Origin of the sequence: Agromyces allii (genome assembly GCF_009749385.1) — a bacterium.
GTDB lineage: Bacteria > Actinomycetota > Actinomycetes > Actinomycetales > Microbacteriaceae > Agromyces > Agromyces allii.
Map to the genome: position 1 here is coordinate 81,082 of NZ_WBIN01000004.1, position 20,169 is coordinate 101,250.

18 protein-coding genes are annotated in these 20,169 nt (G+C 70.6%); 5 read left to right on the forward strand and 13 right to left on the reverse strand.

Features of this window, described 5'->3' with window-relative positions:
• Positions 1–4 precede the first annotated feature (4 nt).
• Positions 5–358, reverse strand: a complete 354-nt coding sequence (locus GQR16_RS06735; protein WP_157414389.1) for an Rv2175c family DNA-binding protein — start codon at positions 356–358, stop codon at positions 5–7.
• A 185-nt stretch (positions 359–543) separates the two neighbouring features.
• Between GQR16_RS06735 and GQR16_RS06740 the strand changes: the two genes are divergently transcribed.
• Entirely contained in the window at positions 544–1,674 is a 1,131-nt protein-coding gene (locus GQR16_RS06740) for a LysM peptidoglycan-binding domain-containing protein (RefSeq protein ID WP_157414390.1), read from the forward strand.
• A gap of 95 nt (positions 1,675–1,769) precedes the next feature.
• Positions 1,770–3,719, forward strand: coding sequence for a Stk1 family PASTA domain-containing Ser/Thr kinase (gene pknB, locus GQR16_RS06745; RefSeq protein WP_157414391.1), 1,950 nt, complete (start codon positions 1,770–1,772; stop codon positions 3,717–3,719).
• 216 nt (positions 3,720–3,935) lie between these two features.
• Here the strand turns inward: pknB and GQR16_RS06750 are convergent, their stop codons facing one another.
• The 3 genes from GQR16_RS06750 to GQR16_RS06760 form a co-directional block, all read right to left on the reverse strand.
• Complete coding sequence (locus GQR16_RS06750) at positions 3,936–5,306, reverse strand: class II 3-deoxy-7-phosphoheptulonate synthase (RefSeq protein ID WP_425482613.1); 1,371 nt, start codon at positions 5,304–5,306, stop codon at positions 3,936–3,938.
• Positions 5,307–5,388: 82 nt separating this feature from the next.
• Complete coding sequence (locus GQR16_RS06755) at positions 5,389–6,078, reverse strand: lysophospholipid acyltransferase family protein (protein WP_157414392.1); 690 nt, start codon at positions 6,076–6,078, stop codon at positions 5,389–5,391.
• Between the two features lie 50 nt (positions 6,079–6,128).
• A complete protein-coding gene (locus GQR16_RS06760) occupies positions 6,129–7,082 on the reverse strand; it encodes an ROK family glucokinase (RefSeq protein WP_157414393.1) in 954 nt (317 codons plus the stop codon).
• A 155-nt stretch (positions 7,083–7,237) separates the two neighbouring features.
• Here GQR16_RS06760 and GQR16_RS06765 point away from each other — a divergent pair, with 155 nt between their 5' ends.
• The gene (locus GQR16_RS06765; RefSeq protein ID WP_157414394.1) at positions 7,238–9,073 is read left to right on the forward strand and encodes an AMP-dependent synthetase/ligase; all 1,836 of its coding nucleotides are present in this window, start codon (positions 7,238–7,240) and stop codon (positions 9,071–9,073) included.
• Positions 9,074–9,159: 86 nt separating this feature from the next.
• Here the strand turns inward: GQR16_RS06765 and def are convergent, their stop codons facing one another.
• The 3 genes from def to GQR16_RS06780 are packed head-to-tail and all read right to left on the reverse strand — an operon-like array spanning position 9,160 to position 14,514.
• Positions 9,160–9,651, reverse strand: a complete 492-nt coding sequence (gene def, locus GQR16_RS06770) for a peptide deformylase (RefSeq protein ID WP_157414395.1) — start codon at positions 9,649–9,651, stop codon at positions 9,160–9,162.
• A gap of 12 nt (positions 9,652–9,663) precedes the next feature.
• Positions 9,664–11,052, reverse strand: coding sequence for a MinD/ParA family ATP-binding protein (locus GQR16_RS06775; RefSeq protein ID WP_246200600.1), 1,389 nt, complete (start codon positions 11,050–11,052; stop codon positions 9,664–9,666).
• 57 nt (positions 11,053–11,109) lie between these two features.
• A complete protein-coding gene (locus GQR16_RS06780) occupies positions 11,110–14,514 on the reverse strand; it encodes a pyruvate carboxylase (protein WP_157414396.1) in 3,405 nt (1,134 codons plus the stop codon).
• Positions 14,515–14,590: 76 nt separating this feature from the next.
• Here GQR16_RS06780 and GQR16_RS06785 point away from each other — a divergent pair, with 76 nt between their 5' ends.
• Entirely contained in the window at positions 14,591–15,427 is an 837-nt protein-coding gene (locus tag GQR16_RS06785; protein ID WP_157414397.1) for a ParA family protein, read from the forward strand.
• Between the two features lie 256 nt (positions 15,428–15,683).
• Here GQR16_RS06785 and GQR16_RS06790 read toward each other — a convergent pair whose 3' ends face one another.
• The 4 genes from GQR16_RS06790 to GQR16_RS06805 form a co-directional block, all read right to left on the reverse strand.
• Positions 15,684–16,238 carry a MerR family transcriptional regulator gene (locus GQR16_RS06790; protein WP_157414398.1) on the reverse strand — a complete coding sequence of 185 codons (555 nt, stop codon included), beginning with the start codon at positions 16,236–16,238 and terminating at the stop codon, positions 15,684–15,686.
• Positions 16,239–16,375: 137 nt separating this feature from the next.
• Positions 16,376–17,065, reverse strand: coding sequence for a transcriptional regulator FtsR (gene ftsR / locus GQR16_RS06795; protein WP_157414399.1), 690 nt, complete (start codon positions 17,063–17,065; stop codon positions 16,376–16,378).
• Positions 17,065–17,574, reverse strand: coding sequence for an FHA domain-containing protein (locus GQR16_RS06800; protein ID WP_425482614.1), 510 nt, complete (start codon positions 17,572–17,574; stop codon positions 17,065–17,067). Before GQR16_RS06800 ends, ftsR begins: the two co-directional genes overlap by 1 nt.
• A gap of 1 nt (position 17,575) precedes the next feature.
• Positions 17,576–18,199, reverse strand: coding sequence for a CDP-alcohol phosphatidyltransferase family protein (locus GQR16_RS06805; protein WP_157414401.1), 624 nt, complete (start codon positions 18,197–18,199; stop codon positions 17,576–17,578).
• Between the two features lie 32 nt (positions 18,200–18,231).
• Between GQR16_RS06805 and GQR16_RS06810 the strand changes: the two genes are divergently transcribed.
• Positions 18,232–19,065 carry a DUF1295 domain-containing protein gene (locus GQR16_RS06810; RefSeq protein WP_157414402.1) on the forward strand — a complete coding sequence of 278 codons (834 nt, stop codon included), beginning with the start codon at positions 18,232–18,234 and terminating at the stop codon, positions 19,063–19,065.
• Positions 19,066–19,077: 12 nt separating this feature from the next.
• On the opposite strand, the gene GQR16_RS06815 is transcribed toward GQR16_RS06810, so the two are convergent.
• Together GQR16_RS06815 and GQR16_RS06820 are read right to left on the reverse strand one after the other, a co-directional pair.
• Positions 19,078–19,527 carry an NUDIX domain-containing protein gene (locus tag GQR16_RS06815; protein WP_157414403.1) on the reverse strand — a complete coding sequence of 150 codons (450 nt, stop codon included), beginning with the start codon at positions 19,525–19,527 and terminating at the stop codon, positions 19,078–19,080.
• Positions 19,528–19,628: 101 nt separating this feature from the next.
• On the reverse strand, positions 19,629–20,141 hold the full coding sequence (locus GQR16_RS06820; protein ID WP_157414404.1) for a MarR family winged helix-turn-helix transcriptional regulator: 513 nt from the start codon (positions 20,139–20,141) through the stop codon (positions 19,629–19,631).
• Positions 20,142–20,169 lie beyond the last annotated feature (28 nt).

Below are 20,169 nucleotides of genomic sequence, written 5' to 3' on the forward strand. Positions count from 1 at the left end.
TCGATCAGGCGAGCGCCTGTGCGACCCGCCGGACCTCGGCCTTGCGGCCGGCGAGCAACGCGGCGATCGGGCTGACGCCCAGGCTCTCGTCTTCGTTCAGCAGCCACTCCAACGCCTCGGCGTCGCTGAACCCGCCATCGCCCAGCACCATGATCGTGCCGTGCAGCTCGGGCAGCGGGTGACCGTCGCGGATGAACACCGCCGGAACCTTGAGCACGCCGTCGACGCGGGCGGCGAGCAGGTGACGGTCGTCGATCAGGCGACGCACCCGACTGGGCGTCGAACCGAAGAGTTCGACGAGGTCGGGCACGGTCAGCCATTCGGGCGCGGTCGAATCGGGCGCAGTCGCATCGGTCACCCCTCCAGCCTAGCCAGCACGCCGTCGCGGAAGGTACCCCGCCGCGAGCACGACGTCGACCGCGGCATCCGGGCCGTCGGCCGCGACGCGCCACTCCCGGGGACACGCGCGCATGTCGTTGACACGTCTTCCCCGCTGTGGAACGGTGACGCACAGTACCGATGGGGGTCGGCCGAGGGGGCAGCATGACGAACGGCGAGACGCCGACCGAGACGTCGGCGCCGACCACCAGGCGCGAGCTGGCACGCGAGCGGCGGCCGCGCGGCATCCGTCGACTCCTGACCCTGCCGATCGCGATCGTCGGAACGCTCGCGGTGACGCTGGGCATCGTGCAGCCCGCCGAAGCGGCTCCGCAGACCGCGAAACGGCTCGCCAAGGCCAAGGCGACGAACTCCGAGACCCGCCGCCCGGCGGCCGTCGCGACATCCGCCCCGCCCGCCGAGGTCGTCGTCGCCGCCGGCGACACGGTGAGCGGCATCGCCGAGCGGTACGGCCTCGCGACCGCGGAGGTGCTCGCTGCGAACGGTCTCGGCTGGTCGAGCCTGATCTTCCCGGGGCAACGCCTGGCGCTGCCCGGCGGCGCTGTACCGGTCTCGCCCCCGCCGACGGCGGCCGTCGACATCCGTCGGCACACCGTCGTCGCGGGCGACACGGTCAGCGGCATCGCCGAGCGCTACGGCCTGCGCGCGAGCGACGTGTTGAGCGCCAACGGCCTGAGCGCATCGAGCCTGATCTTCCCGGGCGAGTCGATCGTGCTGCCCGGCTCGGGCGGTGGGGCGGATGCCGCGGCGCAACCGGAGGCCCCGGCGCCCGCTCCCGAGCCGGCGCCCGCCGAACCCGTCGCCGCCGAACCCGTCGCGCAGTCGGAGCCCGCGGTGCCCGCCGCCCCCGAACCGGACCGCCCCGCGACCCTCACCGACGAGATGCGCGCGAACGCGCAGCTCGTCATCGACGTCGGCCGTTCGATCGGCGTGCCCGATGCCGGCATCGTGGTCGCGCTCGTGGCCGCCGCGCAGGAGTCCGGCCTGCGCGACCTCGACCTCGGCGACCGCGATTCGCTCGGGCTCTTCCAGCAGCGACCGAGTCAGGGCTGGGGAACGGTGGAGGAGGTCTCCGACCCCGCGCACGCGGCGCGGTCGTTCTACGGCGGACCCGACGGGCCCAACGTCGGACGCGCACCCGGACTGCTCGACCTCGACGACTGGGAGTCGATGCCGGTCGCCGCCGCCGCGCAGGCCGTGCAGCACTCCGCGCACCCCGATCACTACGCGAAATGGGAGACGGCCGCGCGGGTCTGGATCGCCGAGCTCGGCTGAGCCGCGACCGCCGATCTCATCACGAAGCGATTCCGATCGTCGCGCGCCCGGTGTGTAGTCGGGCATCGGCATGAACGCTTTCGTACACTTCTCTGGTGACCACTGCGCCCGTCGACCCGATGATCGGCCGTCTCATCGACGGCCGGTACCAGGTGCGCTCCCGCATCGCGCGCGGCGGCATGGCCACGGTGTACCTCGCGACCGACCTGCGCCTCGAGCGCCGTGTCGCGATCAAGATCATGCACGGCCACCTCGCCGACGACAATACGTTCAAGACGCGCTTCGTGCAGGAGGCCCGCTCGGCCGCGCGCCTCGCGCACCCGAACGTGGTGAACGTGTTCGACCAGGGCCAGGACTCCGACATGGCGTACCTCGTCATGGAGTACCTGCCCGGCATCACCCTGCGCGACCTGCTGAAGGACTACAAGCGCCTCACGCCCGAGCAGACCGTCGACATCCTCGACGCCGTGCTCGCCGGCCTCGCCGCCGCGCACAAGGCCGGCATCGTGCACCGCGACCTGAAGCCCGAGAACGTGCTGCTCGCCGACGACGGCCGCATCAAGCTCGGCGACTTCGGCCTCGCACGCGCCGCGAGCGCCAACACGGCGACCGGTCAGGCGCTGCTCGGCACCATCGCCTACCTCTCCCCCGAACTCGTGACCCGCGGCATCGCCGACGCCCGCAGCGACATCTACGCGGTCGGCATCATGGTCTACGAGATGCTCACCGGCGAGCAGCCCTACGTCGGCGAGGCTCCCATGGCGATCGCCTACCAGCACGCCAACGACCAGGTTCCGATGCCGAGCACGAAGAACCCGTCTGTTCCGGTCCAGCTCGACGAACTCGTGCTCTGGTCCACCTCGCGCGACCCCGATGCCAGGCCACGCGACGCGAAGGAGATGCTCGACCGGCTCCGGCAGATCGAGCCCGAGATCCGCGGCGGCCAGCTGCACGCGACCCAGGCGACCGCCGTGTTCACCGGGAGCCTCCTCGGCGCGCCGGTGCCGCTCGGTGCATCGACGGCGGCGACCACCGTGCTCACCGGAACGGCGCTCGCCCCGACCCCGCTGCCCTCCCCCGCCGAGCCTCGTTCCGACGTCGACGGCGACGGCCCCGACGCGGCGGCTCTCACGACCGCGGCATCGAAGCGCCGGCGGCGCGGCTACTGGATCCTCGCGCTCGTCCTGGTGCTCACGGGGCTCGCGGCGGGCACCGGATGGTACTTCGGCGCCGGCCCCGGCTCGTACGCGACCGTGCCGCAGATCGTGGGCGAGGCCCCCGACGACGCCCGGGCGGCGCTCGTCGACGCAGGTTTCACGGTCACCGACGAGCAGCGTTCCGACCCCGAGGTCGCCGAGGGCCTCGTCTCCGGGAGCGATCCCGAGCCCGGCGCGCAGGCGCAACGAGGCTCGGAGCTCACGATGTACATCTCGACCGGGCCCGCGATCATCGCGGTGCCGCAGGTCGTCGGTGCGCCCGAGGCCGATGCGAGAACGCAGCTGGCCGCGTTCGACGTGAGCGAGAAGGCCGTCGAGCAGTTCTCGGGCGACGTGCCCGACGGCTCGGTCATCGCGGTGCTCACCGGCGACGGGGAGCCCGTGCCCGACCAGTACGCCGAGCGCGGCAAGCTGAGCCTCGTGGTCTCGGTGGGTGCCGTGCCACCCGTCGAGGGCGCCCTCGCGACCGACGCAGAGGCCAAGCTGACGCAGGCCGGCCTCACCGTCGAGTACGCCGACCCGGTGTTCGACAACGAGGTCCCCAAGGATCACGTGAAGACCGCCGACTGGACCGAGGACCCGATGGTGCCCGGCTCGAAGGTCGTGCTCACGGTCTCGAAGGGCCCCGACCTGGTGGCCGTGCCCGACGTGGTCGGCATGAACTGGGGCGAGGCCGGCCCGATCCTGCGCGACGCCGGATTCGAGCTCAGCTACAACGCCATCGCCGACGTGGTGCCCGGGGCGTTCACGGTCTCGAAGACGAGCCCGGCGACCGGGGAGTCCGCCCTCCGCGGCAGCGAGGTCACCGTCAACTTCGCCGGCTTCTAGTCGATCCGAGCGCCCGCCCGCCGGAGTCGAGCTCACGGCGGGACGCCGCAACGATGGCACGCGCCGTACGCGGACGCCCTCGTCTGCGACGTCGGGCGACGCCGGGCGCCTGCTCGCGCCGACCGCCCGCCCTCCACACCGCGACGCGCGCCCGTCGATGGAACGCGAAAGCGCGGCATCCGCTCACCTGGAACGGATGCCGCGCACGCGGGTGGATCAGCGGGCCGAGAGCTCCTCGGCCACGAGGAAGGCGAGCTCGAGCGACTGCATGTGGTTCAGGCGCGGGTCGCAGAGCGACTCGTAGCGGGTCGCCAGGGAGGCCTCGTCGAGGTGCTCCGAGCCGCCGAGGCACTCGGTGACGTCGTCGCCCGTGAGCTCCACGTGGATGCCGCCGGGGAACGTGCCCGCCGCGCGGTGCGCCTCGAAGAAGCCCTTGACCTCGTCGACGACGTCGTCGAACCGACGCGTCTTGTAGCCGTTCGGGGTCGTGATGCCGTTGCCGTGCATCGGGTCGGTGACCCAGAGCGGCGTCGCGTCGCTCGCCTTGACGGCCTCGAGCAGCGGCGGCAGCCCGTCGCGGATCTTCGAGGCGCCCATGCGGGTGATGAAGGTGAGGCGGCCGGGCTCGCGGTTCGGGTCGAGCTTGTCGATCAGCTCGAGCATCGTCTCGGGAGACGTGGTCGGGCCGAGCTTCACGCCGATCGGGTTGCGCACCCGCGACAGGAAGTCGACGTGCGCGCCGTCGAGTTCGCGCGTGCGCTCGCCGATCCAGATGAAGTGCGCCGACGTGTCGTACGGCGTGCCGGTGCGCGAGTCGATGCGGGTCATCGGGCGCTCGTAGTCCATGAGCAGGCCCTCGTGACCCGTGTAGAACTCGGTGTGCTTCAGCGCCTCGAAGTCCGCGCCGCAGGCGTCCATGAATCGCACGGCACGATCGATGTCTCGCGCCATGGTCTCGTAGCGCGCGTTCGCCGGGTTCGCGGCGAAGCCCTGGTTCCACGAGTGCACCTGCCGCAGGTCGGCGAACCCGCCCTGCGTGAACGCGCGGATCAGGTTCAGCGTCGACGCGGCCATGTGGTAGCCGCGCACGAGCCGGGCCGGGTCGGCGTTGCGCGACTCGGGCGTGAAGTCGTAGCCGTTCACGATGTCGCCGCGGTAAGCGGGCAGCGTGACGTCGCCGCGGGTCTCGGTGTCGCTCGAGCGGGGCTTGGCGAACTGCCCCGCCATGCGGCCCATCTTCACGACGGGCATCGAGGCGCCGTACGTGAGCACGACGGCCATCTGCAGCACGGTCTTCACCCGGTTGCGGATCTGATCGGCCGTGGCGCCAGCGAAGGTCTCGGCGCAGTCGCCGCCCTGCAGCAGGAACGCCTCGCCGCGCGACGCGGCGGCGAGCCGCTCGCGCAGGTTGTCGACCTCGCCGGCGAAGACGAGCGGCGGCAGCGTGGCCAGCTCGGCGGATGCCGCGGCCGCCGCTGCGGCGTCGGGCCACTGCGGCTGCTGCTTGATCGGCAGGGTGCGCCAATAGTCGAGGCCGTCGATCACGGAGGGATCTGCATTGACGACGGGCTCGACGAGCTGTACCACGGGTATGTCCTGAGGGGTTTCGGGGCGCGGAGCGCCGATGAAATGACGATCGGCAGCGCGAGCGCGCCACCGCCTTTCGAGCCTACCCCGATTGCGCGGCGCGTTGCTCCCGCACGGAACTCGCGTAGACGTCGACGTAGTCCTGCCCGCTCAGGGCGCGGAGCGAGTGCACGAGTTCGTCGGTGACCGACCGCAGTACGAAGCGATCGCCCTCGAGCCCCTCGAAGCGCGTGAAGTCGATCGGCTCGCCGATGATGATGCCGATGCGGCGCACCTTCGGCAGCCGCGTGCCGATGGGCATGACCTTCTCGGTGTCGATCATCGCGACCGGGACCACGGGCACGCCCGCCTCGAGCACCATGCGCGCAACGCCGGTGCGACCGCGGTAGAGCCGCGCGTCGGGGCTGCGCGTGCCCTCGGGATAGATGCCGAGGATGCCGCCGCCGCCGAGCACCCGGAGCCCGGTCGCGAGCGAGGCCTCGGAGGCCTTGCCGCCGGAGCGGTCGATCGGCAGCTGGCCCGCAGCCTGGAAGAACATCTTCGTCGCCCAGCCCTTGAGGCCCTTGCCGGTGAAGTACTCGCTCTTGGCGAGGAACACGACCGGGCGGTCGACGATGAGCGGCAGGAAGATCGAGTCGATGAAGGACAGGTGGTTGCTGGCGAGCACGACGGGGCCGTCCTTCGGGACGTTCTCGAGCCCGACGACCCACGGACGGAAGATCGCGAGGAGGATCGGTCCGACCACGATGTGCTTCATGATCCAGTAGAACACCGCGCTGTCGCTCCTTCCGTTCGCCCGGTCAACCCTATCGCCGGAGCGCTTCAGGCGTGCTCGGCCGCCCAGACGCGCGCGAGATCGGCGGCGCCGACGACGCCGGCGTCGTTGACGAGCTCGGCGATGACGAAGTCGGGCTCGGGGTGGTAGCCGCGAGCCGGCAGGTGCTCGAGGTACGCCTCGCGGATCGGGCCGAGCAGGAGCTCGCCCGCTGCCGCCACGCCGCCGCCGAAGACGAACCGCTGCGGGTCGAGCACGGCGGAGATCGAGGCGGAGGCCTCGCCGAGCCAGTGTCCGAGCTGACGCAGCGCGGCGATCGCACCGGGATCCTCGGCCTCGATCATCTTGCCGACGATGCCGCCGTCGAGCGCACCGCTCGTCTCGCGGGCGCGAGCGAGCTGCAGGCCGATGCCACCGGCATCCGCGATCTCGTTGGCCATGCGGAGCAGGGCGCGGCCGGAGCCGTACATCTCGATGCAGCCGCGCTGGCCGCAGCCGCACGGGAGCCCGCCGGGCACGACCCGGAGGTGCCCGAGCTCGGCGCCGGCGCCGAACCCGCCGCGGAACAGCCGGTCGCCCGCGACGATCGCCCCGCCGACGCCCGTGCCGATCGTGAGCATGACCATGTCGCTGACCATGCGGCCTGCGCCGAAGCGGAACTCGGCCCAGCCGGCGGCGTTCGCGTCGTTGTCGACGACCACCGTCGCACCGACGCGGGCCTCGAGCTTCGCCCGGAACGGCTCGTTGCGCCAGTCGATGTTCGGCGCGTAGTAGACGGTCGACTGGGCTGCGTCGATGAAGCCGGCCGCGGCGACGCCGACGACCACGTCGTCGGCCGCACCGTCGGAGAGCGTGCGGATCATCTCGACGACCGCGTCTTCGAGGAGCTGCGAATCGCCCGCCGGAGTCGGAACGCGTTCGCTGCGGACGATGCCCCCGGCTTCGTCGACGACCGCTCCTGCGATCTTGGTTCCGCCGATGTCGATGCCGATCGCGTGCACGGTGGATCGCCTTTCCGTTGGGCTGCCGTGGGAGGAGTTGCGCGCCGCCCGGGAACCGGTCTCCGAGGGCAACCACTAGAGTGTAATGGACCCGGACGCCTCCCCTACAGCGGCCCGGACGCCCCCCGTTCGACCCCGGTGCCGAAGGAGCTACCGTGATTCAGTTCGATACCCCCGCTGTCGTCCCCGCCGATCCCGAAGCGAACACGACCGACCTGCTGGTCCAGCGTGTCGCCGCGACGCCCGACTCCGTGCTCTTCTCACTGCCGACCGCCGACGGCGGCTGGTCGCCGGTGACCACCCGCGAGTTCTACGACCAGGTCATCGCCCTCGCCAAGGGCTTCGTCGCCGCCGGCATCCAGCCCGGCGACAAGGTCGGCCTCATGAGCAAGGTGCGCTACGAGTGGACCCTCATCGACTTCGCGATGTGGTTCGCCGGAGGCATCCTCGTGCCCGTCTACGAGACGAACTCCCCCGCGCAGGTGCGGTGGAGCCTCAGCGACTCCGGTGCGATCGCCGCGATCCTCGAGACCGCCGACCACTTCGCCCGCTTCGACGAGGTCCACCCCGACCTCCCCGCGATCCGCAACACGTGGCAGATCGACCTCGGAGATCTCGACAAGCTCGTCGCCGCCGGTGTCGACGTGCCCGACGAGGAGATCGAACGTCGTCGCAACCTCGCGGTCGGCTCCGACATCGCGACCCTCATCTACACGTCGGGTTCGACCGGCAAGCCCAAGGGCTGCGTGCTCACGCACTCGAACTTCGTCGAGCTCTCGCGCAACGCGGGCGTCGCGCTCTCCGACGTCCTCGAAGACCCCAACGGCGCATCGACCCTGCTCTTCATCACGACCGCGCACGTGTTCGCCCGCTTCATCGCGGTGCTGAGCGTGCACGCGGGGGTCCGGGTCGGCCACCAGGCCGACACCAAGCAGCTCCTGCCCTCGCTCGCGAGCTTCAAGCCGACCTTCCTCCTCGCCGTCCCGCGCGTGTTCGAGAAGGTCTACAACGTCTCGGAGCAGAAGGCCGAAGCCGGCGGCAAGGGCAAGATCTTCCGCGCCGCTGCCGAGACCGCCGTCGCCTACTCGACCGCGAAGGAGGCCGGCGACCACATCTCGCTCGGCCTGAAGCTGAAGTTCAAGCTCTTCGACGCGCTCGTCTACTCCAAGCTCCGCGAGGCGATGGGCGGCAACGTCAAGTACGCCGTCTCGGGCTCGGCACCGCTCGGACCCCGCCTCGGCCACTTCTACCACTCGCTCGGCATCACGATCCTCGAGGGCTACGGCCTCACCGAGAGCACCGCGCCCGCGACGGTGAACCTCACGACGCGTTCGAAGATCGGCACCGTCGGTCCCGCGCTGCCCGGCGTCTCGGTGCGTCTCGCCGACGACGGCGAGATCCAGATCAAGGGCATCGACATCTTCAAGGAGTACTGGAACAACCCCGAGGCGACCGCCGAGGCGTTCGACGGCGAGTGGTTCAAGACGGGTGACCTCGGCTCCTTCGACGACGAGGGCTTCCTCACGATCACGGGCCGCAAGAAGGAGATCATCGTCACCGCCGGTGGCAAGAACGTCTCCCCCGCGATGCTCGAGGACCCGATCCGCGCGAACCCGCTGGTCGGTCAGGTCGTGGTCGTGGGCGACCAGAAGCCGTTCATCTCGGCCCTGATCACGCTCGACGCCGAGATGCTGCCCGTGTGGCTGAACAACAACGGCGAAGACGCGGCCATGACGGTCGAGGAGGCCGCCGTGAACCCGGCGGTCCTCGCCGAGGTGCAGCGTGCGATCGACACGGCGAACGACCACGTGTCGCGCGCCGAGTCGATCCGCAAGTTCGCGATCCTCCCGGGCGAGCTCACCGAGGCGAGCGGCCACCTCACGCCGAAGCTCAGCATCAAGCGCAACGTGATCCTCCAGGACTTCGCAGACCAGATCGAGGGCATGTACGCCGGCGCTCCCGCGACCGAGGGGCACTCGATCATCCGCTGACGATCGAACCGACGACGAAGGGCCTCGCGGATGTCTCCGCGAGGCCCTTCGTCGTACCGCCATTCGACGATGTCGAATGCGGCCGGTCAGAACCAGTCCGACTCGCGCACGGCGCGCATGGCGGCCCGTCGCTCGTCCTTCTCCAGACGGTCGAGGTAGACGAGCCCGTCGAGGTGGTCGCACTCGTGCTGCAGGGCCTGCGCCATGAGGCCGGTGCCCGAGAGCTCGATCTCGTTGCCGTCGAGGTCGATGCCGCGCACGCGCGCGAACGGGTAGCGCGGCGTCTTCTGCCAGAGCCCGGGCACCGAGAGGCAGCCCTCGTCGATGAGCTCGATCTCGCCGGAGGTCTCGACGACGACGGGATTGATGATGTAGCCGACCTCGCCGTCGACGTTGTAGCTGAACACCCGGAGGTCGACTCCGATCTGCGGCGCGGCGACCCCGGCGCGCCCGGGAACCCGGACGCTGTCGAGCAGGTCGGTCACGAGCGAGCGCACGCGATCATCGACCTGTTCGACGGGCGATGACACGGTCTTCAGTACTGGGTCGCCGAACAGGCGAATGGGTCGTTCCGGCAATGCCGCTCCGTTTCAATGGCCGCCGCGGTCGACGGGCAGCCCCTCCACGACGAGCGCGGCGAGCTCGCGTGCGGCGTGGCGCGTGACGGGACGCAGTTCGTCCCAGTGCACCACGGATCCGGCGGCCAGTTGGGGGTCGTACGGGATGCGCACGATCTCGCGGACCCTCGACTGGAAGTGGGCTTCGATCTCGTCGACCTTGACCAGGTGCGTGCCCTGCGTCGCGAGGTTGATCGCGACGATGGCGTTGCGCACGAGCTCGCCGAAGCCATTCGCCTCGAGCCACGTGAGGGTCTCGGATGCGAGTCGGGCCTCGTCGACGCTGCCGCCCGAGACGATCACGATCGAATCGGCTCGCTGCAGGGTCGCGCGCATGACGGAGTGGACGATGCCGGTGCCGCAGTCGGTGAGCACGAGCGAGTAGTAGCGGGCTGCGAGCCCTGCGACGACGTTGTAGTCGTCGTCGTTGAACGCCTCGGACAGCGTCGGGTCGGTGTCGGAGGCGAGGATGTCGAGGCGCGTCTCGTCGCGCGAGACGAACGCCGAGAAGTCGGTGTAGCCGCCGATCGACGACGCGCGCGTGACGACGTCTCGCACCGTCTCGCGGGTCTGCCGGTCGACGCGCTCGGCGAGCGTTCCGCGGTCGGGGTTGGCGTCGATCGCGATGATGCGGTCGTCGCGGGCATCGGCCAGCGCCATGCCGAGCAGCGTCGTGATCGTGGTCTTGCCGACGCCGCCCTTGCGCGTGAGCACGGGCACGAAGCGCGCGCCGCCGTCGAATCGACGCTGGATGCGGGCGCTCAGCTCCTTGTATGCACGGGCCTTGGCCGAGTCGCCCAGGTTGACCAGGTGCAGCGAGGCCTCGTACACGAACCGGTTGAAGCCGCCGTGCGGCGCGGGCCGCGTCGTGCGGTTCAGGTCGATGAGCCGGTCGGCGGTGAGGGATTCGGACGTCTCTGGGATCTCGGCCGGCGTCGCGGCATCCGCAGGCACGTCGACGATCGCGACATGGCTGCCCGTGTCGGTGCTGACGCGCTCGCGGCGGAGCCTCGAGGCATCGGCCGCCAACAGGGCGCCGTACGGCGAGGGGTCGGCATGCGCTCCCGAGCGGACGGATGCCCCCGCGAGCGCCGGCGTGATCACCTCGACCGAGGTCGTCGTGGGGCCCGCGACGAGTCCGCCGGGGTCGACGGCGACGTCGTCGATGGCCACGGCCACCTCGTCGTCGGGCATCACGGGCCTGGGCGACGGCGGCAGGTCGACGCGGATGTTCAAGCTGTCGGGAATCGCCGTCGCCGAGTGCGCACCGCCGGGCGCATCTTGATCGGACCGATCGATCGCCGCGGTACGCCCACCCGTGCGCCTGGACGCCGTGTGGTCTTCTCCCCTGATGTCAGCCACCGATAACCCCTCCTCAGTGCGAACGTGAGCCCACGTTACCGTGAGCTCACGCTCAGCCTACAGCGGACGAACCACGACGAGGAGGTCGCCGGCCTCGACCTGCTGCGTCTTCGGGATCGCCACGCGCTCCACGACGCCGGCGACCGGCGAGGTGATCGCGGCCTCCATCTTCATGGCCTCGATCGAGGCGACGCTCTGCCCGACGGCGATCTCGGCGCCCGGCTCGACCTGGAGGGTGACCACGCCCGAGAACGGCGCGGCGATGTGTCCGGGCTGCGAGGCATCGGCCTTCTCGGCGGCGCGCGAGTCGACCACGATGCTGCGGTCTCGCACGAAGACCGGGCGGAGCTGCCCGTTCAGGATGGTCATGACGGTGCGCATGCCCTTGTCGTCGGCCTCGCCGATCGCCTCGAGTCCGGCGTAGAGCCGCACGCCGCGGTCGATCTCGACGACATGCTCCGAGCCCTGGCGCAGGCCGTAGAGGTAGTCGATCGTGTCGACGACCGAGAGGTCTCCGAAGAGCTCCCGGATCTGCTCGAACTGGCGCGTCGGCGCCGGGAAGAGCAGGTTGTTGAGCATCGAGCGACGCGTCGTGCCGTCGCCCTCGAGCGCCTCGATCTGCTCGGCCGTGAGCTCGGTGACGCCGATGCGCACGTCGCGGCCTGCGAGCACCTTCGTGCGGAACGGCTCGGGCCAGCCGCCGGGCAGGTCGCCGAGCTCGCCGGCCATGAAGCCGATGACCGAATCGGGCACGTCGTACTTCTCGGGGTTCGCCGCGAAGTCGGCCGGGTCGGCGCGCACCGCCGCGAGGTGCAGCGCGAGGTCGCCGACGACCTTCGACGACGGCGTCACCTTCGGCACACGGCCGAGGATCTTGTCGGCGGCGGCGTACATGTCCTCGATGAGCTCGAAGTCGTCGGCGAGGCCGAGCGCGATGGCCTGCTGACGCAGGTTCGAGAGCTGACCGCCCGGGATCTCGTGGTGGTACACGCGGCCGGTGGGGCCCGGGAGTCCGGACTCGAACGGCTTGTAGACGCGACGCACGGCCTCCCAGTAGGGCTCGAGGTCGGAGACGGCCTGCAGCGAGATGCCGGTGTCGCGGTCGGTGTGCGCGAGGGCCGCGACGAGCGACGAGGCCGAGGGCTGGCTCGTGGTTCCGGCCATGGGCGCACTGGCGACGTCGACCGCGTCGACGCCGGCGCGGCTCGCGGCGAGCAGGGTCGCGAGCTGGCCGCCCGCGGTGTCGTGCGTGTGCAGGTGCACCGGAAGGTCGAAGCGCTCGCGCAGCGCCGTCACGAGCTTCTCGGCCGCCGCGGGCCGCAGGAGGCCCGCCATGTCCTTGATCGCGAGGATGTGCGCGCCTGCGGCGACGATCTCGTCGGCCAGGCCCAGGTAGTAGTCGAGCGTGTAGAGGTCTTCTGCCGGGTCGAGCAGGTCGCCCGTGTAGCAGAGCGCCACCTCGGCGACCGCGGTGCCGGTGGCGAGCACCGACTCGATGGCCGGGCGCATCTGGTCGACGTCGTTCAGCGCGTCGAAGATGCGGAAGATGTCGACGCCGGTCGCGGCGGCCTCGCGCACGAACGCGTCGGTCACCTCGGTGGGGTACGGCGTGTAGCCGACCGTGTTGCGACCACGGAGCAGCATCTGGATGTTGATGTTCGGCAGCGCCTCGCGGAGCGCCGCGAGCCGCTCCCACGGGTCTTCGCCGAGGAACCGCAGTGCGACGTCGTACGTCGCACCGCCCCAGGCCTCGACCGACAGGAGCTGGGGGGTCATGCGCGCGACGTACGGCGCGACGGCCACCAGGTCCTTCGTGCGAACGCGGGTCGCGAGCAGCGACTGGTGCGCGTCGCGGAAGGTCGTGTCGGTGACGGCGAGCGGCGTCTGCGCGCGGAGCGCGGCAGCGAACCCGGTCGGGCCGAGCTCGAGCAGCTGCTGACGCGATCCGGCGGGCGCGGGCGCCGCGAGGTCGATCTCGGGGAGCTTCTCAGCGGGGCTGACCGTGGTCGGGGCCGCGCCGTTGGGCTGGTTCACCGTGACATCCGCGAGCCAGTTCAGGATCTTGGTGCCGCGGTCCTTCGAGACGCGACCGCGAACGAGCTGCGGGCGCTCGTCGATGAACGAGGTGGCGAGGTCGCCCGCGACGAATGCCGGGTCGTCGAGCACCGCCTGCAGGAACGAGATGTTCGTCGAGACGCCGCGGATGCGGAACTCGGCGAGGGCGCGCTTGGCCCGTGCGACCGCAGCCGGGTAGTCGCGGCCTCGGCACGTGAGCTTGGCGAGCATCGAGTCGAAGTGCGGGCTGATCTGCGCACCCGGGTTGATCGTTCCGCCGTCGAGGCGGATGCCGGCGCCGCCCGGTGAGCGGTAGGTCGTGATCTTGCCCGTGTCGGGGCGGAAGCCGGCGGTGGGGTCTTCGGTCGTGATGCGCGTCTGCAGCGCAGCACCGCGCAGGCGGATGTCGCCCTGCAGCAGCCTGAGGTCGGCGAGCGTCTCGCCGGCGGCGATGCGGATCTGCGACTGCACGAGGTCGACGTCGGTGACCTCTTCGGTGACCGTGTGCTCGACCTGGATGCGCGGGTTCATCTCGATGAACACGTGCTGCCCCGCGCGCTCGCCCGCCGTGTCGAGCAGGAACTCGACCGTGCCGGCGTTGACGTACCCGATGGACTTCGCGAACGCGATGGCGTCGCGGTAGAGCGACTGGCGCACGTCGTCGGACAGGTTCGGCGCCGGGGCGATCTCGATGACCTTCTGGTGACGACGCTGCACCGAGCAGTCGCGCTCGAAGAGGTGCACGGTCTCGCCCGAGGCGTCGGCGAGCACCTGGACCTCGATGTGGCGCGGCCGCAGCACGGCCTGCTCGAGGAACATGGTCGGGTCGCCGAACGCGCTGTCGGCCTCGCGCATGGCCTCCTCGAGGGCCGCACGCAGGTCGTCCTTGACGTTGACGCGACGCATGCCGCGCCCGCCGCCGCCCGCGACCGCCTTCGCGAAGATCGGGAACCCGATCTCGTCGGACTGGGCGACGAGCGTCTCGATGTCGCGCGACGGCGGCGTCGACTTGAGCACCGGAACGCCGGCGGCGATCGCGTGCTCCTTCGCGGTGACCTTGTTGCCGGCCATCTCGAGCACGTTGGTGGGCGGGCCGATGAAGGTAATGCCGGCCTCTGCGGCGGCCTGGGCCAGTTCGGGGTTCTCGGAGAGGAATCCGTAGCCGGGGTAGATCGCGTCGGCGCCGGACTCCCGCGCGACGCGGATGATCTCGGAGACGTCGAGGTAGGCCCGCACCGGATGCCCCGGCTCGCCGATCTGGTAGGCCTCGTCGGCCTTCAGCCGGTGCAGCGAGTTGCGGTCCTCGAAGGGATACACCGCCACCGTCTTCGCACCCAGTTCGACGGCGGCACGGAACGCCCGAATGGCGATCTCTCCGCGGTTGGCTACCAGAATCTTCGAGAACATGCAGGCCTTTCGGTGGGGGTTTCCGCACAGCGAACGTTTAGGTTTCGCCCAAGCAATAGAGGTAGCGTATCTGTTCGTGCACGTACTCAGCGTCAGTTCCCTCAAGGGCGGTGTCGGCAAGACGACCGTCACCCTCGGACTGGCGTCGGCGGCGTTCGCCCGCGGCGTCCGGACCCTCGTCGTCGACCTCGACCCTCAATCCGATGTGTCGACCGGCATGGACATCCAGGTCGCCGGTCATCTCAACGTCGCCGATGTGCTGGCGTCTCCGAAGGAGAAGATCGTCCGTTCGGCGATCGCTCCAAGCGGGTGGGCGAGGTCCAACCCGCAGTCCACGATCGACGTCATGATCGGCAGCCCGTCGGCCATCAACTTCGACGGCCCGCACCCCTCGATCCGCGACATCTGGAAGCTCGAGGAGGCGCTCGCGAACGTCGAGTCCGACTACGAGCTCGTGCTCATCGACTGCGCTCCGTCGCTCAACGCGCTCACTCGCACCGCGTGGGCCGCGAGCGACCGCGTCGCCGTGGTCACCGAGCCCGGCCTGTTCTCGGTCGCCGCCGCAGACCGCGCCCTCCGTGCGATCGAGGAGATCCGACGAGGCCTCTCCCCCAGGCTCCAGCCGCTCGGCATCATCGTCAACCGCGCCCGCGTGCAGTCGCTCGAGCATCAGTTCCGCATCAAGGAGCTCCGCGACATGTTCGGTCCGCTCGTGCTCTCGCCCCAGCTGCCCGAGCGCACGTCGCTCCAGCAGGCGCAGGGCGCGGCGAAGCCCCTGCACATGTGGCCGGGCGAATCGGCCGAGGAGATGTCGGCGAACTTCGACCAGCTGCTCGAGCGCGTGCTGCGCACCGCGCGCATCGGCGACTACGCGTCGGCCGCTCCGTACGAGCTCGAGTCCCCCATCGTCTGAGCCGCGGGTCGCCGTCCTCTGAGCCGCGGCTCCTTCGAGGCCGATGCAGGTTGCCGCATCGGGTCGGGCGAAGCGTCGGCTCGGGCCGGGTTCGCCCATCGAACGCGCGCGACGACGTCACGTCGGCAGCGGCATCCGCTCCCCCGAGACGACGGATGTCGTGTGCGACCGCCGTTGCGAGACTCGTCGGGTCGACGGGTGCGAGTGCGAGCGTCGTGCGGCGAACCCGCTGACGCAGCGCGACCGTCGGGTGCCGTCAGGAGATGCGGCGCGACTTCGCGCCGCGACGCGCGGCCAGCTCGTCCATCGGGTCGGCCGGCTGGGTGTCGAGCTCGACCAGGGAGTTCTCGACCTCGCGGAGAACCTTGCCGACGGCGATGCCGAAGACGCCCTGCCCGCGGTTGACGAGGTCGATGACCTCGTCATCGGAGGTGCACAGGTAGACGCTGGCGCCATCGCTCATGAGCGTGGTCTGCGCGAGGTCTTCGACGCCGGACTCGCGCAGTTGCGTGACCGCGGTGCGGATCTGCTGCAGGGAGATGCCCGTGTCGAGCAGTCGCTTGACGAGCTTCAGCACGAGGATGTCGCGGAAGCCGTAGAGCCGCTGCGAACCCGAGCCGGCCGCACCGCGAACGGTGGGCTCGACGAGCTGCGTGCGCGCCCAGTAGTCGAGCTGCCGATAGCTGATGCCGGCGGCGCCCGCCGCGACCGCGCCGCGATAGCCGGTGCCGTCTTCGTGCTCGGGCATGCCGTCGGTGAAGAGCAGACCGAGGTCGTATCGATCGCGCGCGCTCCGGTCGAGCTCACTCATGCGATCCCCTCACTTTCGACGACTCCCACCCCGGCGGGGCATCGACCACGCTACCGAGGTGAGGGGTCGCGACCAAACACATCCGGCCGAACGTCACGGCGTGTCGCGGTCGAGTCCAGCCGATGCACAGCGCGCACTCAGCGGGCGAGCCTCGCGAGGGTCGAGCGGACGACCTCGGCTCGCACGCACTCGAGACGGGCGGCGAGCTCGGCGGCGTGCTCGGAGACGCGCGCCCTGCCCGCGGCATCCGAGCGCCTCGAGGGTGCGAGCGCCCGTTCGATGAGGGCCGCGTCGCGCTCGGCAGCCGCCCGCATCGCCCGGAGATGGCGCGGCTCGATGCCGACCTCGCGCAGCGCGACGAGCGACTCGAGCACCCGGAGGTCTTCGTCGTCGAACGGCTCGGACGCGCTCATGAGCGACGCGGAGACCGCCTCGTCGAGCAGCCCCCTCGGGGCCTTCGCCGTCACGATGAGCTCGTCGCGCGAGAATCTGCGCGCGCCGAGGAACCCGCTCGCGTCGGTGGCCCCCGGAAGCGCGGGCGTGTCGCCCGCGTCGACCGCCTCGAGATGGGCGCGGATGACCTTCAGCGGCAGGTAGTGGTCGCGCTGCATCGAGAGCACGAGCGTGATGCGCTCGACGTCGGCGGTCGAGAACTTGCGGTAGCCGGCCGCGGTGCGCGCCGGAGACACGAGGCGCTGCTCTTCGAGGAAGCGCAGCTTCGACGGCGTCAGGTCGGGGAACTCGGGCTGCAGGCGCGCGAGAACCTGGCCGATGCCGAGCAGTGGGGCCGAGCCGCTCGCGTGCGTGGAGGCGGCGAGGCCCGACACTAGCTGCTCGCCAGCGGCGCCAGGTCGCGGCGCGATGCGTAGAACGTGAGTCGGAACTTGCCGATCTGCACCTCGGCGCCGTCGCTGAGGAGCGCCGTCTCGATGCGCACCCCGTCGAAGTACGTGCCGTTCAGCGAGGAGAGGTCCTTGACCTCGAACGCCGTGCGGTGCCGAACGAACTCGGCGTGCCGGCGCGAGACCGTGACGTCGTCGAGGAAGATGTCGGCATCGGGGTGCCGACCGACCGTCGTGACGTCGGTGTCGAGCAGGAAACGCGCCCCGCTGTTGGGCCCGCGTCGGACGATGAGCAGCGCCGAACCAGACGGCAGCGCCGCGATCGCCTCCTGCTCCTCGGCCGTGATGTCGGCGTCGACGATGGACAACTGCGCGGCCGCTTCACGGCTGAAGCCGATCGTCGTGCCGGCCGTGTTGCTGTCTCCGAACTCGCCGTTCGTCGTCGTGCGGCCGCCCTCGGCGCCGCCAGCCTGTGAAATGTCGGTATCCGCCACGCTAGCCTCCCTGTTCAAGCGTATCCGATCGAGACCCATCCGCCACCAGTGGGATGCGGATGACTCGTGCCGTCTCGATCGCATAGATGACGCCGGCCCACCAGTAGAGGAACGCGCCCCAGATCGTGATGGCCCAGCCGATCGGCGCGCTCACCGGCTCCACTGCCGGGAATGCGAGACCGAGCATGATGACCGGAAGGCCGAAGAAGAGCGCGAAGGTGGCGACCTTGCCGAGCTGGTGCACCGGCAGCGGGCCGTATCCGTGGTTCGCGAGCACCACGCCGAGGATCAGCAGGATCACGTCGCGCGCGACGATGACGATCACGATCCACCACGGCACGAGGGAGTTCGCGGCGAGGCCGACGAGCGCGGCGAAGATGTAGAGGCGGTCGGCCGCGGGGTCGAGCAGTTGCCCGAGGCGCGTGATCTGGTCGAGGCGCCTCGCGAGGTACCCGTCGAGGAGATCGGTGAGGCTGGCCGCGACGAGCACCACGAGCGCGGTGACGTACTCGCCGACGACGACGGCCCAGAGGAAGAAGGGAACCAGCAGGAGTCTGAGCATGCTGAGGAGGTTCGGAATCGTCCACACCTGCGATCCGACCGCCCCCGCGCTCCGCCCAGCCACATGCCGATCCTATCGAGCCCTAGAATCCAGCCATGACTGCCCTCGCCGTGTGTCTGGCCCTCTGCGCCGCGATCACCGCCGCCACCTGGATCCTCTCGGTCGTCACGAAGGAGTACTCCTGGGTCGATCGCATCTGGTCGATCGCCCCCGTGGCCTACGTCTGGGTCTTCGCCGTCTCGAGCGGGTTCGACGCGAGGCTCGTGCTCATGGCCGCGCTCGTGACGGCGTGGGGCGCGCGCCTGACGTTCAACTTCGCACGCAAGGGCGGCTACCGCCCCGGCGGCGAGGACTACCGGTGGTCGATCCTCAGGGGGCGGATGCCGCGGCTCGGGTTCGCGGCCTTCAACCTGTTCTTCATCTCGATCTACCAGAACGCGCTGATCCTGCTCATCACGCTGCCCGCCTCGACCGTCGCGGATGCGGGGGGCTCGCCGCTCGGCGTGTGGGACGCGGTGCTCGCGCTCGTGTTCCTGGCGTTCCTCGTCGGCGAGACGGTGGCCGACGAGCAGCAGTGGCGGTTCCACGCGTGGAAGGCGTCCGAGCGGGCCGCCGGGCGCACGCCGACCCCCGGGTTCCTGCAGTCGGGCCTCTTCGCCGTGTCGCGGCATCCGAACTTCTTCTTCGAACAGGCGCAGTGGTGGGTGTTCTACGGCTTCGCGATCGCGGCGACCGGCGTCTGGCTGCACTGGAGCATCGCCGGCGCGGTGCTGCTCACCCTGCTCTTCATCGGTTCGACGGTGTTCACCGAGTCGATCTCGCGGGGGCGCCACCCCGGCTATGACGCGTACCGGGCGCGGGTCTCGGCGATCGTGCCGTGGTTCCCTCGACCGGCGCGAGCCGAGGCATCCGTCGCCGTCGACCGCTGATCTGCTCGGAGATCAGAGTCGGGCGCGCAGGCCGGGCCAGGCCTCGGCGAACCGCGGATGCAGCGGCAGCGTGTCGACCTCGTCGATCGGCGTCCACGCGACCGTGATGGACTCGGGGTCGCCGATGAGCGGCTCGAACCGGCGTTCGGCCGTGGCGACGACCGTCGTGTACGACCAGTAGCCGAGGTCGAGCACGCTCGAGAACCGCACGGCGAGGGCGTCGGCCGGAACCCCGGCCTCCTCGCCCGCCTCGCGGAACGCGGCCTCGCGGGCGGTCTCGTGCTCGTGACGCGCGCCGCCCGGCATGCCCCAGGTGCCACCGAAATGGCTCCACTCGGCGCGGTGCTGGAGCAGGACCTCGCGGTCGGCGCTCACGACGAGCAGTCCGGCCGCGCCGAAGCGCCCCCAGTACCGTGCCCCGTCGGGACCCTCGACCCAGCCGTCGCCGCTCGCTCCGCTCATGCTTCAAGCATGGCCCACGGATGCCGCATGCGGCTCACTCCGTGACGCCCGGTGGCGGGCGGACCGGTGTCGGGCCGGGCGCGCGCTGCTTGCGGTGCCCCTCAGGAGTCGGCCTGCTCGAGCGGCGGCGCGATCGCTTCGGCGAGCAGGTCGAGGAAGCGGATGAGCACGCGCTGCTCGGCCGGGTCGAACGACTCGGCGACGCGACGCATGCGCTCGTGCATGGGTCCGAGCGTGCGGTGCAGGCGTTCGTGGGCCTCCGGCAGGGCGCGGAGCGAGAGGATGCGGCGGTCGGTCGGGTGCGGTTCGCGCACGAGGTCGGCGCTCGCGACGAGTCTCGCGACGAGCTTGACCGTGGCTGCGGTCGTGATGCCGAGCTCGCGTGCGAGGCCCGCGCTCGTCGGCAGGCGGCCGGCGCGCTCCTCGGCGACGATCCACCTGAGGGCCGCCGCGTCCGTGTCGCCCATGTCCATGTCGACGCGCAGTCGGCGGCGCATCTCGGCTTCGGCTGCGCGGTGCCGGCGGACGGCCTCGAGCAGTGCCACCGTCTGGTCGTCTCCTTCGGCGTACCAGTAGCGTCCTGCACTCGAACTTTCGATTGTTCCGTCGGCCACGCTGCAATGGTAACGTCAGAATCACTAA

What these genes read in the sequence shown, in the direction of transcription:
- GQR16_RS06740 (WP_157414390.1), top strand. Translation starts at nt 544, where the DNA reads ATGACGAACGGCGAGACGCCGACCGAGACGTCGGCGCCGACCACCAGG.
- GQR16_RS06815 (WP_157414403.1), bottom strand. Translation starts at nt 19,527, where the DNA reads ATGAGCGGAGCGAGCGGCGACGGCTGGGTCGAGGGTCCCGACGGGGCA.
- GQR16_RS06790 (WP_157414398.1), bottom strand. Translation starts at nt 16,238, where the DNA reads ATGAGTGAGCTCGACCGGAGCGCGCGCGATCGATACGACCTCGGTCTG.
- GQR16_RS06810 (WP_157414402.1), top strand. Translation starts at nt 18,232, where the DNA reads ATGACTGCCCTCGCCGTGTGTCTGGCCCTCTGCGCCGCGATCACCGCC.
- GQR16_RS06780 (WP_157414396.1), bottom strand. Translation starts at nt 14,514, where the DNA reads ATGTTCTCGAAGATTCTGGTAGCCAACCGCGGAGAGATCGCCATTCGG.